General features: G+C 30.1%; 12 protein-coding genes. 5 read left to right on the forward strand and 7 right to left on the reverse strand.

Annotation, left to right across the window (positions count from 1 at the left end; all coding sequences use genetic code 11):
- Positions 1-12: 12 nt before the first annotated feature.
- Positions 13-774 (reverse strand): MBL fold metallo-hydrolase, encoded by a 762-nt coding sequence (locus tag INR78_RS12680; protein WP_223076805.1) that lies wholly within the window; start codon positions 772-774, stop codon positions 13-15.
- A 94-nt stretch (positions 775-868) separates the two neighbouring features.
- Between INR78_RS12680 and INR78_RS12685 the strand changes: the two genes are divergently transcribed.
- Positions 869-2320: a TonB-dependent receptor gene (locus tag INR78_RS12685; protein ID WP_223076806.1), complete on the forward strand. Its 1452-nt coding sequence runs from the start codon at positions 869-871 to the stop codon at positions 2318-2320.
- Positions 2321-2394: 74 nt separating this feature from the next.
- Here the strand turns inward: INR78_RS12685 and bcp are convergent, their stop codons facing one another.
- A complete protein-coding gene (gene bcp / locus INR78_RS12690; protein ID WP_223076807.1) occupies positions 2395-2853 on the reverse strand; it encodes a thioredoxin-dependent thiol peroxidase in 459 nt (152 codons plus the stop codon).
- 35 nt (positions 2854-2888) lie between these two features.
- Between bcp and nth the strand changes: the two genes are divergently transcribed.
- Positions 2889-3545 (forward strand): endonuclease III, encoded by a 657-nt coding sequence (nth, locus tag INR78_RS12695; RefSeq protein ID WP_223076808.1) that lies wholly within the window; start codon positions 2889-2891, stop codon positions 3543-3545.
- Positions 3546-3565: 20 nt separating this feature from the next.
- Here the strand turns inward: nth and INR78_RS12700 are convergent, their stop codons facing one another.
- On the reverse strand, positions 3566-3709 hold the full coding sequence (locus INR78_RS12700) for a hypothetical protein (RefSeq protein ID WP_223076809.1): 144 nt from the start codon (positions 3707-3709) through the stop codon (positions 3566-3568).
- 63 nt (positions 3710-3772) lie between these two features.
- On the reverse strand, positions 3773-4357 hold the full coding sequence (locus tag INR78_RS12705; protein ID WP_027878920.1) for an RNA polymerase sigma factor: 585 nt from the start codon (positions 4355-4357) through the stop codon (positions 3773-3775).
- A gap of 237 nt (positions 4358-4594) precedes the next feature.
- Here INR78_RS12705 and uvrA point away from each other — a divergent pair, with 237 nt between their 5' ends.
- A complete protein-coding gene (uvrA, locus tag INR78_RS12710; protein WP_223076810.1) occupies positions 4595-7378 on the forward strand; it encodes an excinuclease ABC subunit UvrA in 2784 nt (927 codons plus the stop codon).
- On the opposite strand, the gene INR78_RS12715 is transcribed toward uvrA, so the two are convergent.
- Positions 7375-8394, reverse strand: coding sequence for a DUF3667 domain-containing protein (locus tag INR78_RS12715; RefSeq protein WP_223076811.1), 1020 nt, complete (start codon positions 8392-8394; stop codon positions 7375-7377). The two genes, uvrA and INR78_RS12715, sit on opposite strands and share 4 nt — an antisense overlap.
- 207 nt (positions 8395-8601) lie before the next feature.
- Between INR78_RS12715 and INR78_RS12720 the strand changes: the two genes are divergently transcribed.
- On the forward strand, positions 8602-9276 hold the full coding sequence (locus INR78_RS12720; protein WP_223076812.1) for a hypothetical protein: 675 nt from the start codon (positions 8602-8604) through the stop codon (positions 9274-9276).
- Between the two features lie 140 nt (positions 9277-9416).
- Positions 9417-10550 carry a hypothetical protein gene (locus INR78_RS12725; protein ID WP_223076813.1) on the forward strand — a complete coding sequence of 378 codons (1134 nt, stop codon included), beginning with the start codon at positions 9417-9419 and terminating at the stop codon, positions 10548-10550.
- A gap of 66 nt (positions 10551-10616) precedes the next feature.
- Here the strand turns inward: INR78_RS12725 and INR78_RS12730 are convergent, their stop codons facing one another.
- Both INR78_RS12730 and INR78_RS12735 read right to left on the reverse strand, forming a co-directional pair.
- Positions 10617-12071, reverse strand: a complete 1455-nt coding sequence (locus INR78_RS12730) for a lipopolysaccharide biosynthesis protein (RefSeq protein WP_223076814.1) — start codon at positions 12069-12071, stop codon at positions 10617-10619.
- A 32-nt stretch (positions 12072-12103) separates the two neighbouring features.
- Positions 12104-13387, reverse strand: a complete 1284-nt coding sequence (locus tag INR78_RS12735; RefSeq protein WP_223076815.1) for a glycosyltransferase family 4 protein — start codon at positions 13385-13387, stop codon at positions 12104-12106.

Genomic DNA, 13387 nt, shown 5'->3' on the forward strand with positions numbered 1-13387 from the left:
TAATATTTGATTTTAAAGTTTAATTTGAAGTTCATCGTAAGCTAAAAACACATTTTTAGGTAGCTTTTGTTGGACTTCTTCATGAAAACCTAATAAATGACTTATGTGTGTCAAATAAGCCTTTTTAGGTTGTAATGTATTTATAATTTGTAATGCTTCTTCTAGATTTAAATGCGAAATATGAGTCTCTTCTCTTAAGGCATTAATTACTAAAACATCTAAGTTTTTTAGTTTTTCCATTTCTTGATCCGGAATGGTTTTAACATCTGTTAAATAAGCAAAGTTGTTAAATCTAAATCCAAATACTTGCAATTTATGATGAAAAACTTCTACAGGAAGTACTTCTAAATTATTCAATTTAAAAGGTTTGTTTTCAATTTCATTTACCTGTAAGTTTGGTACGCCAGGATATTTATTTTCTGTAGCAAATATATAAGCAAAACGTTGTTTAAGTTGTTCTACTACTCTCTTATGTGCGTAAATAGGTATATCTCCTTGTCTAAAAAAGAAGGGTCTAATATCATCCAAACCAGAGGTATGGTCTGCATGTTCGTGCGTAAAAATGATTCCGTCAATTTTATTTACATTAGCTCGAAGCATTTGTTGTCTAAAATCTGGTCCACAGTCTATAACATAGGTATAATCATCCCATTCTACCAAAATTGAAACACGCAAACGTTTATCTTTAGGATTTTTACTTAAACACACTGGATGAGTACTTCCAATAATAGGAATTCCTTGAGATGTACCAGTACCTAAAAAAGTAATTTTCAAAATCTATAAAATTTGAAAACAAAAATAAGTTAATTTTTTTGTTTACTATAGTTATTTGGTACCTTTGTAACACTAAATTTATAGGGATTTTTTTATGGAAATTACGCTAAAAGGAGATAAAGAATTTGAAAATATTCCATCCTTAAAAGATAAAGCGCTTCGTATTAACTTAAACGAAAACATTTACGGTACTTTTGCCGAGATCGGTGCTGGACAAGAAACTGTAAGACATTTTTTTAGAGCTGGTGGCGCATCTGGTACTATCGCAAAAGCAATGTCTGCTTATGATAAAAGTTTTAGCGATGCTATTTATGGTATTGAAGATGATAGACGCTACGTAACCGAAGCTAGGTTACGCAAAATGCTTCATCATGAATATAGATTAATTGAAGAGCGTATAGGTAGAGAAAGTAACCCACATAGAATGTTTTTTAGTTTTGCTAACACTGTTGCTACAATAGATTTTGCAAAAAAATATAAAGGACATGGTTGGGTTGGTATTAAATACCAAATAGATCCTGAAGATAAAGAAGTAAACGAAATTATTCTACATATTCGTTTTAAAGAAAATGACGCAAGATTACAACAAGAAACTCTTGGTATATTAGGTACTAACTTAATTTACGGTGCATTCTATAAATACAACGAACCTAAAAAATTATTAAGATATTTATACGACCATTTGGATAAAGATCAATTAGAAATTGATACAATTAACTTTTCTGGTCCTGTATTTAAAAACGTAGATAACCGTTTAATGAGCTTACAGCTAGTTAAAAATGGAATGACTGACGCCGTAATGTTTGCTCCAGATGGTAATAACGTACTTCCTGCAAGAGTTTTATATAAGAAAAACATTTTAGCACTTCGTGGTAGCTTTAGACCTGTAACAAAGGTAAATATGGACATGTACCAGAAGTCTTTAGATATGTTTATTAAAGAAAATAAAGTTGACGAAGAAAGAACACAAGTAATTTTTGAAATCACTTTATCAAACCTAAGAGCAGAAGGAGAAATAGACGAGCAAGATTTTATGGATAGAGCACGTTTACTATGTTCTTTAGGACAAACCGTATTAATATCTAACTTCCAAGAGTACTATAAATTAGTAGAATATTTCTCTCAATACACTAAAAACCGTATGGGATTAGCAATGGGTGTAAATAATCTTGTAGATATCTTTGACGAGAAGTATTATCGTCATTTAAGTGGTGGTATTTTAGAGGCTTTTGGTAAGTTATTCTTTAAAGATTTACGTGTATATCTTTACCCTATGGAAAATGAAGATGGAACCATTACCACAAGTGATAACTTAAAAGTACATCCTCGTATGAAAGAGCTTTATAAGTTCTTTAAATACAACGGTAAAGTTGTAGATATTGCAGACTATGACCCATCAACATTAAGTGTATTTTCAAGAAAAGTTTTAAAAATGATTGCCCAAGGTGAAGATGGTTGGCAACCTATGTTACCAGAAGGTGTCTCTAAATTAATTGCAGAACAAAGCTTGTTTGGTTGTGAAACTGAAGAAATTCAGAATAAATAATACAGTTTACAATAAATAAAAAAGGCGCTAAATATAAATTAGCGCCTTTTTTATTTTAAAAAGATTAAATTCAATTAAACTAATTCTAAAATTTGAGCTGCATGATCTTTAGTTTTTACTTTATCAATAACATGCGCTACCACTCCTTCTTCATCAACTAAAAAAGTTTTACGATGTATACCATCATATTCTCTACCCATAAACTTTTTTAATCCCCAAACACCAAATGCATTAATTACTTCTTTTTCTTCATCAGCTAATAAAGGAAAAGGAAACTCATATTTGTTCTTAAAATTGCTTTGTCTTTTTTCAGAATCTGCACTAACACCTAATAACTCAAACCCTTTATCTTGTAAAACCTTATAATTATCTCTTAAGTTACATGCTTCTGCAGTACATCCTGGCGTACTTGCTTTTGGGTAGAAAAAAACAATTAATTTTTTTCCTTTATAGTCAGATAAAGATACAGCATTACCATCTTGGTCATTAACTGTAAAATTTGGTACTTTATCACCTTGTTTTAATGTATTCATAGTTGTAATTTTGATTTATTCAAAAATACGAATTAATGACTAAGCAAGAAAAGGTACATTTTGTTATAAATACGTTAAATAAGTTATATCCTGAAATTCCTATTCCTTTAGATCATAAAGATCCATACACTCTTTTAGTTGCTGTTTTATTATCTGCTCAATGCACAGATGTTAGAGTTAACCAAATAACGCCTTTATTATTTGCAGAAGCAGATAACCCTTATGATATGGTTAAATTAACTGTAGAAGAAATTAAAGAGATAATAAAACCTTGTGGCTTATCACCAATGAAAAGTAAAGGTATTTACGGTCTTTCAAAAATTTTAATAGAAAAACATAACGGTAAAGTTCCGCAATCTTTTGAAGCTTTAGAAGAGTTACCTGCTGTTGGACACAAAACAGCTAGTGTTGTAATGAGTCAAGCATTTGGTGTACCTGCTTTTCCTGTAGACACACATATCCATCGTTTGATGTATCGTTGGAATTTATCTAACGGAAAAAGCGTAGCTCAAACCGAAAAAGACGCTAAACGACTATTTCCTAAAGAACTATGGAACGATTTACATCTGCAAATCATTTGGTATGGAAGAGAATATTCTCCAGCTCGTGGTTGGGATTTAGATAAAGATATTATTACAAAAACCATTGGAAGAGCTACAGTTTTAAAAGAATATCATAAAAAAACGTCCTAATGTTTTAGGACGTTTTTCTTTTAATTTTGAAGTGATTCAAACTTCATGCTTTTATAATTTATAACACTTAAAGCCTTAGAGTAATTAAGGATAAAACTTATTGTTTCATCTTTTGGGTTCAATTTAAAATCTGATTTAGGTTTTCTAGAGTAAAGTTTTGCCATGTAATGTAGATTTTTAGTTTGTTACTACATTATAACGGATAAGATTTAACTTTATTGTTTATCCTAATTTGTTAAAACAATATTGTGCTTTTCTATTACTTTTCTCATATTAATTAATGCATATCTCATACGTCCTAAAGCAGTATTTATACTTACTCCTGTACGTTCTGAGATTTCTTTAAAACTCATATCTTTATACATACGCATTACCAATACTTCTTTTTGGTCTTCTGGTAACTCGTCAATCAAACGTCTTACATCTGCTTCTACTTGACCTTTAATAATTGTTTTCTCTGCATTTAAAGCATTATCACTTATTACAGAAAAAATATTAAAATCTCCTGAGTTATCAAATTTAGGCATACGACTGTTTTTTCTAAAATGATCTATAACCAAATTATGAGCTATACGCATTACCCATGGTAAAAACTTACCTTCTTCGTTATATTTACCTCTTTTTAAAGTTCTTATTACTTTGATAAAGGTATCCTGAAAAATATCTTCAGATATATCTCTATCAAAAACTTTAGAGTATATAAAACTGTAAATTCTTTGTTTATGTCTTGTAATTAAAACTTCTAGAGCAGATTCTTCGCCTCTTATATAATTACTCACTAATTGAGCATCAGAGATTAATTCTTTTTGCATAATCATTACTTTTTTTTGCACAGAAAACGTGTTTCGGGCTTGGGGTTTATAAATTAAAAAAGTAATGTTTTGCTATAGGCAAAAGTGTTTGTGGGTTAATTGATATGTTTCAAATGTAACAACAATTATTCCAAAAATGCAAACATAATTTCAAGTTTTAACATTTTAATGCACAATAATCTATTTTTTAAGCTGAAATTGTTGTGTTATCTTTGCAAATCTATACGAAAATTGACTATGAAGACTACGCTTTCTGCAGTAAACCCTAAAGAGAACATCATAATTAAAGGTGCTAAATTACATAACCTTAAGAATATAGATGTTGTTATACCTAGACGTAAATTAGTTGTTATAACAGGTCTATCAGGTTCTGGTAAATCTAGTTTAGCATTTGATACGTTGTATGCAGAAGGACAACGTCGTTATGTAGAAAGTCTTAGTAGTTATGCACGACAATTTTTAGGTAGACTTAACAAACCTAAAGTAGACTATATTAAAGGTATTGCGCCTGCAATTGCTATTGAGCAAAAAGTTAATTCTACTAATCCACGCTCTACTGTCGGAACTACAACCGAGATTTACGACTATTTAAAACTACTTTTTGCCCGTATTGGTCGTACCTACTCTCCTATTTCTGGTAACGAAGTCAAAAAAGACACTGTTACAGATGTTTTAGAATTTATAAAAACTATTGATTTAAAAGAAAAACTTTTACTTCTAGCTCCTATTTATTTAGAAGAAGGTAGAGCACTTCAGGATAAACTTAGCGCCTTAAATGCACAAGGATATTCTAGAATTAAAGTAAAAGATGAAGTTTTAAGAATTGATCAAGCAAAAGATTTAACATCTACAGAAGATGTGTTTTTAGTTGTTGATAGAATTGTAACAAAAGACGATGACGATTTTTATAACCGATTAGCAGATGCCATTCAAACTGCTTTTTTTGAAGGTAAAGGGAATTGTTACATTGAAACCTTAAAAGATAATTCCATAAGACATTTTAGTAATAAATTTGAATTAGATAACATGCAGTTTTTAGAGCCAAATGTGCATCTATTCAGCTTTAATAACCCTTACGGTGCATGTCCAAAATGTGAAGGTTACGGTGATGTTATTGGTATTGATGAGGATTTAGTAATTCCAAATACTGCGCTTTCGGTTTATGAAGAGGCTATTTTCCCTTGGCGAGGAGAAAGTATGAGTTGGTACCGTGATCAATTGGTAAACAATTCGCATAAATTCGATTTTCCTATACACAAACCCTATTTTCAATTAAGTCAAGAACATAAAAATTTAATTTGGGAAGGTAATCAGTATTTTGAAGGTTTAAATAGCTTTTTTGAAGAACTAGAAAGCAAAGCTTATAAAATTCAAAATCGTGTGATGTTATCTCGCTATCGCGGAAAAACAAAATGCAATGTTTGTGGTGGTAAACGTCTTCGTAAAGAAGCTAGTTATGTAAAAGTAGGAAACACTACAATTACAGATTTAGTAGAAATGCCATTAAATAAATTGTCTAATTTTTTCAACCAATTAGAATTGAATGATTATAACACTAAAATTGCAGAACGTTTACTTGTTGAAATAAAAAATCGTTTAAACTTTTTAAGCAACGTTGGTTTAGATTATTTAACCTTAAATAGACGATCTAACACACTTTCAGGAGGAGAAAGTCAGCGTATTAATTTAGCAACATCACTAGGAAGTAGCTTAGTTGGTTCTATGTATATATTAGACGAGCCTAGTATTGGCTTACATCCAAAAGATTCGGAAAAACTAATATCGGTATTAAAATCGTTACGCGATTTGGGTAATACAGTAATTGTTGTAGAGCATGATGAAGACATCATGAAACAAGCCGACACCATCATAGATATTGGTCCCGAAGCTGGTACTTTTGGTGGTGAAGTTGTTGCTACTGGTACTTTTAAAGATATCTTAAAATCAAAGTCACTAACTGCTCAATATTTAAACGAAACATTAAAAATTGAAGTCCCTAAAAAACGTCGTACAAGTAAGTATAACATAGAAATTGTTGGTGCAAGAGAAAATAATTTAAAAAATATTAATGTTACTTTTCCTTTAGAAATGTTAACCGCTATTACAGGTGTTTCAGGAAGCGGAAAAAGTACATTGGTTAAGAAAATTTTATTTCCTGCCATTCAAAAAAAACTAACAGGATTTAGTGATAAAGCAGGTCAATTTTCAGAATTAAAAGGAAATTTTAGTAACATCAAGCATATCGAGTTTATTGACCAAAACCCTATTGGTCGTTCATCACGTTCTAATCCTGTAACGTATATAAAAGCTTATGACGATATTAGAGCTTTGTTTGCCAAACAAAAACTAAGTAAAATTAGAAATTTTGCAGCTAAACATTTTAGTTTTAATGTAGATGGTGGACGTTGCGAAACGTGTAAAGGTGAAGGCGAAGTTACAATAGAAATGCAATTTATGGCAGATGTCCATTTAGTCTGCGAAACCTGTAATGGTAAACGTTTTAAAAAGGAAGTTTTAGAAGTTACTTTTGAAAATAAAAGCATTGATGATGTGCTTAATATGACCATTGACGACGCTATTTCTTTCTTCGACAAGCACAAACAAAATAAAATAAAAAACAAGCTTCAGTCTTTACAAGATGTTGGTTTAGGTTATGTAACACTAGGTCAAAGTAGTTCTACCCTTTCTGGTGGTGAGGCACAGCGTATAAAACTAGCTACATTTTTAGGAAAAGGAAATACTAAAGACAAAGCCTTATTTATTTTTGATGAGCCTACAACAGGTTTGCATTTTCATGACATTCAAAAATTACTAAAATCATTTTATGCTTTAATTGAAAAAGGACACTCTATTATTGTTGTCGAGCATAATTTAGATTTGATTAAATGTGCAGATTATATTGTAGATCTTGGTCCTGAAGGTGGTGAAAATGGTGGACAATTAGTCGCATTTGGTACACCTGAAGAAGTTGCAAAAGTTAAAGAAAGCGCAACCGCTAAATACTTAAAAGATAAGATTTAATAAATCATAAAGGCTAATACTGCAATTAATATTGAAGCAAAAGGAATAATCATGCCCATAAAAATTGTAGTTATAGTTCCGCTTTTTATAAAACTTAAAAACCAACCTTGATTGTAAAACTTTTTTACTGCATTAAAAAAGTAGAAATAAGTAGATAAAACCAATAAAAAGTCTAACCAATCGGGCATATCATAAAACCAATTTATGCCTAAATCTATAGCCATTACCGCAAATATAAAAGAGAAAAAATAAAAGCTAAATACCAAATGGAAGGCGTATCTTCCTTTATTAAAATAGAAAACCTTTAAAAGCAACGCAAAAATTGGTAGTAAAAAAAACATAGCTATAGGAAAACTGTCTGTAATGGTTTGATAAATAGACCCGACACCTTTATCTTTCTGAAATTTAAACATTTGCTCAAAAAACTTTCGTTTTAAATAACCTGCATCTTCAGGCATTCCCATTTTTTTTAAGATAATTTTTTTGTCTGCTCCTGCATCAATTAAAGAGTCTATTTCTTTTTCATCATAAGTAAAAGAAGTTCCAAAAACACTACCATTAGCTTTTCGGTCTTTAGCGTCTATTTTTTCATTTACTAAAGAATCTAACTTTATAGAATCTGCTACTCTTTCAAAAGCTTCACGGTATTCTTTTTCCTTTTTTACTGCTAATTCTTCCTGTATAGCTTTATCTAATTTTGTTCTAGTTTCTCTAATATAAAATGAGAAGATGAAGAAAAAAACTACCGAAACAAATAAATAAAACTGTGCAGGATGTAAATACGTTAAACGTTTGCCTTGTAAAAACTTTTTTGGTAAAAATCCAGGTTTTGTCATTAAAGGCAAAAAGCTCTTTAAAAATTTAGAATCCCATAGTAAATAATTATTAATAGTATTATAAAAAAGACTTCTAACTGTTAACTCTTCTCTATTTTTCATACCACAACAAGGACAAAACTTAAAGCTATCTTTAAATTCTGTTTCACAGTTTTCGCAAACTTTATATTGAAGTGACATGTTGGTTGATTGTTTAGGTAAATGTAAAAATAAACTTTAAAAGTTGCCTAATTTCTTTTTTAAAATTGAAATAATAGAAATCTAATATCGTATCAAAACACCAGTAAAACCAACGTGTTTCAAGTTTGGCACAGCTATTGAAACTAATTTATCAAATAGCGATTGCCGAAACGCTAAACAGTAGGCAAAATCTAAATCCTTAATACTATGAAAAAACTAGTACTATTAATTACAAGTGTGTTAATGGGATTAACCACTGTAACAGCAGAAAATAAGTCTGCATCGCAAGGTGAAGATTTAGTTGTTAACCCAAACCGTTTTGTACAACCTATTATGTTTGTAGAACGTGGTGTAGAATTTTTAATCTTTCCTGATGGAAGCTTTGATTTTAATACTCAATTAGATTATACACAAGGTGATAATTATTACAGACGTAGCAATGTAAATGTAAACACAAGACGTAGCAGTATAAATCGTACTTATGGTGCACCAGGCACTTACAATACCTACTATGGACCAACAAACAACGGAACCATTGTTTTACACGATAGATCTGGTAAAGTAAGACGTGTTGGCTATGTGTTTTTAAATTATAATAGACAAGGACAGGTTAAACGATTAGGGTCTGTTTATATAAGTTATAATAGACAAGGCTTGGTAAGTCGTATTGGCGGAATGCGTTTGATTTATAACAGACACGGAAGGTTAATTAGAACAATTGGTCATGTAAATAGATACAATACGTCTTTTGTGTTAGATAATAACTACGGAAATCCATACGGATCACCAATAGATAATAATTATGATTACAATTATAATAATGACGATTTTTACTACTACAGAAATGGTGTAAAAACCGAAAAACCTAAATTGAAAAAATAATTTCAATCAAAACAAAAAAACCTCGTAAGTCTTTATTTACGAGGTTATTTCATTTTACAACCTAATAACAATTACAGCAGTTTTGGTTTTTGGCATGATGCTTGTAAATATTTAAATGTTCAATCATAAAACAATTAGTTATGAAGAAATTATTCCTTTTATTATCAGCATTTACTTTAAGTATTTTTGCTGTTAATGCAGACACAACAAAAAACGCCGAAAGTTTAACTATAAACGAATCTTATAACCGAGGTTATGGCAATTCTTTCATTTTTACAGAAGCAGGAATTGAATTTTCGGTTTTTGCAGATGGGCAATTTGACTTTTATATACCAAATTACGGTCCTAACGTAAATGTTTCAGTAAATACTCCAAATGCTTCTATTAGTTTTAATACTGGCTATGATTATAATCCATATGTACAATATGATGAATATGGTGCTATTATTCAAGTTGAAAACACACCAATATTCTATGATTATTATGGACGTGTAAATCAAATTGGTAACGTTAGGATTAACTATAACAATCGTGGTTTTGTTACTAGAGTTGGCGGACTTTATGTGCATTATAATCGTTACAACCGCTTTTCTCACTGTACAGGATTTATAAATATTTACAATAGAGTTTATGTATATAGACCTTGGCATTCATATTATGTAGTACCTGCACCATTATACAGAGTTGTTTATACTACTCCATATAGAAGATATTATAGACCTATTAGATATGCATATACAAGACCTTTTGTAAACAATTACAGACGTACAACAGCTGTAGCAACAAGACGTGGTAATACAATATCAAGAAACAGAAGTTTAGCTACTCGAGGTAATGGTAGAGCTGTAAGAAATATTACAAGAAATAATGTACCTAGAACACGTAGCAATGCAACTACTTCTTCTCCTAGAACCAGAGGAAACGCAGTAGCTTCTAGACCAAGAACTAGAGGAAATAGTTCTGCTACGCAACCTAGAACACGAGGAAATAACTCTATTAGCGCTCCAAAAACTAGAGGTAATTCAAAAAATATTACAAAACCTAGAACACGCAGTAATAGTAATGCTTCTAAACCAAGAGCAGTTAGAAATAAAACTGTTACTTCTAGACCTAGAACTAGAACACAAACTAGAGCTAACACTAGTAGACCAAAAACATCTACTAAAGCAACTACAAGTAGATCTAACTCAAGATCAAAAGCATCTTCAAGCAGATCAAGTTCTAAATCAAGAAGTACATCAAGATCGTCTTCTAGATCTGGAAGAAGAGGATAATAATTTATAACACTTACTATAAGTCCTGTAACAATGGTTAATACAACCTTAAGTTACAGGGCTTTTTTATTTCTTTAAAAATGAATTTAAAATTCCTGTAATTTCTGAAGATAAATTAAGCTTATAAACGCTTAATCCATAAATTAATACAAGAAGTAACGATTTTAAACCGATGTTAATTATTGAATGAAAAGGAAATTCCCAAAAGAATAAACCAAAAGCACAAATTAAAATTAGTAACGCAGAGTTTAATGTTTCTTTGGTAAACGGTTGAATTTTAAATTTACTATAAACAAATAACAACTTTACAGTATTGTACACAAAGATGGTTATACAACTTGCGTAAGCTGCACCATTAATACCGTAAACGGGAATAAAAACCAGATTTAAAATTATGGTTAAAATAGCCAACATAACTCCAAAGACTAATACCATTCTATAATAATCACTATTAAAAAGAATAGCGTTATTGTTTCCTAAAAGATTATCAAATAGTTTAGCTAAACCAATAACTAGAACTACTAAAAAACCTTCTGAGTAATTATCAGGAATCATTGTATATAGCTGATTGATATTGACTATAATTACTAAAAAGATAAATCCGCTAATTATGAATAAATTTAACGAGCTTTTTTGGTATAATTTTTTAAGTTCAACTTTATTTTTTTCATTTAAAAATTGAGCTGTTAATGGGTTTGTAATTTGATGCATAGATCGTGATGGTACACCAATAACCGTAGCAATATAAATAGCTACGCCATAATAAGCTACATTATTTAATGCTTCAAACTGACCAATCATAAACTTATCAATTTCAAGAATGATATTTGCAATAGAACCTGCAATAATTATTAATGAAGAGTATTTTAAAACACTAGATAATTTAGGAATTTTAACAAATTTAAATACTGGTAGTTTTAAGTTGAAAGCATAAAGTTTCATCATAACCATTCTTACAATATAAACGATAACTATACTGTAAATAAGCTGCTGTACATTTAAATATCCAAAATGAAGTGCTAACAACAAAATAGAAATACAAAGTCTATGAAAAACCTCTTTCATAAAATTACCAAACACACTATGTAAATGTACTTTACTCCATGCATAAAACACCTCAAAGTAAGCAAAAGCAATAGCGCAAACGTAAATTAACCAACTGTAATCTTTGATAATTGGGTTTTCTTTTGCTAGCCAATTTCCAATGGTATCATATGCTAAAACACCTATAAAACCTAACGGAATTATGACAATTAAAGGTAAAAATAACATTAAGGTTAAAAACCCATTTTGTGATTGTCTAGTCTTAAAAGACGAAAAGAATTTAATTATCGTATTATGTGTACCAAAAGCCATTAAAGGCATTAAAATGTTGGCTGTAGAGAGTATAAAAGTAATTAATCCAAAATAGTCGTCAGATAAAAATTTAGTGTATAAAAACACTACATTAATAGCTCCAATACCAAAACCAAGGTAAGTAATTACCGTGTTTTTTATGGATTGATTAACGACTATACCCATTAAGTTTACAAATTAAATTATGTGGTTGAAATTTATAGATTATTAATCAAATCTACTAATTGTTTTGTAAGCGCTTGTCGCGAAAAACGTTGCAGTCCAATAGCATTAACCTTTAAAGAATTATTTTGATAATCTTCAAAAAGTTGTTTTATAGCTGTTTTTAACGCTGAAAATTCTGAATAATCAAAAAACTGTCCTGTATTTGTTTGCTTGATAATACCTTCAATATCCGCACCTTTAGGTCCAACTGCTAAAATTGGTCTGTTAGATACCATATATTCAAATAATTTACCAGGAATAATAGCTTTTGTATCTTCAGAATTTATTTCAATCAGCAATAATATTTGTGATTTTTTTTGAAACTTAACAGCTTCACTATGTGATACATAACCAACTTTATTTACGTAATTGGTTAGATTATGAGCTTCTAAAGAATTTAAAACGTTCTCTCCTACTTCACCTACTAAATTTAACTGAAAATGTTTTGCAAAATTTTCATCATCCTTAACAAATTCAGAAAGTGCTTGCCATAAAATCTCAGGATTTCTTTTAGATAATAAAGAACCAATGTGAGATATGGTAAATTTTTCATCTAAATCGTTAACTATTACTTTTTCTTTATCGTAACCGTTTGTTATCACACTAATTGGCTTATTTGTAATAGTTTCAAATTCAGTTTTTGTACTTGGACTTGTTACCACAATATGATCGGCTTGATTAAGTACTTTGCTTTCTAATTGCTTGTGTTGCTTTTTTGCATAATTGGTTAATTTAAGCTGCTTATGGTAACCTATACTTGTCCAAGGATCTCTAAAATCTGCAATCCAATTCACATCTAATTTTTGTTTAATTTTTAAACCAATTAAATGTAAACTATGTGGCGGACCAGTTGTAATTACAGTATCTATATTAAAATCTTGAATATAAGTTGTTAAAAAATTAGTAGATGGTTTTACCCATTGTTTTCTGGCGTCTGGAATAAAAAAATTTCCTCTAATAAATAACAACAAACGTTCTGGTATGCTTTGCTTGTTTTTTTCTTTTATAATCCCTTTACTAATGGTTTTGGTTTGTTTAGAAAACAAATTAGCAAATTTATATGGCTCTTTTATGGGTTGTTTTAAAATGATTGCACTTTCAGGGATTTCACCCTTCAAAGACTCATCAATTATTGGGTAATTAGCATTAGAAGGACAATAAACTATAGGTTCTATATCGTGTTCTGGTAAGTATTTTACAAATTTTAACCAACGTTGTACACCTGGTCCACCAGCTGGTGGCCAATAGTAAGTCACTATAAGAACACGTTTAGGCAT

The organism is Mesoflavibacter sp. SCSIO 43206 (assembly GCF_019904215.1).
GTDB classification, from domain to species: Bacteria; Bacteroidota; Bacteroidia; order Flavobacteriales; family Flavobacteriaceae; genus Mesoflavibacter; species Mesoflavibacter zeaxanthinifaciens.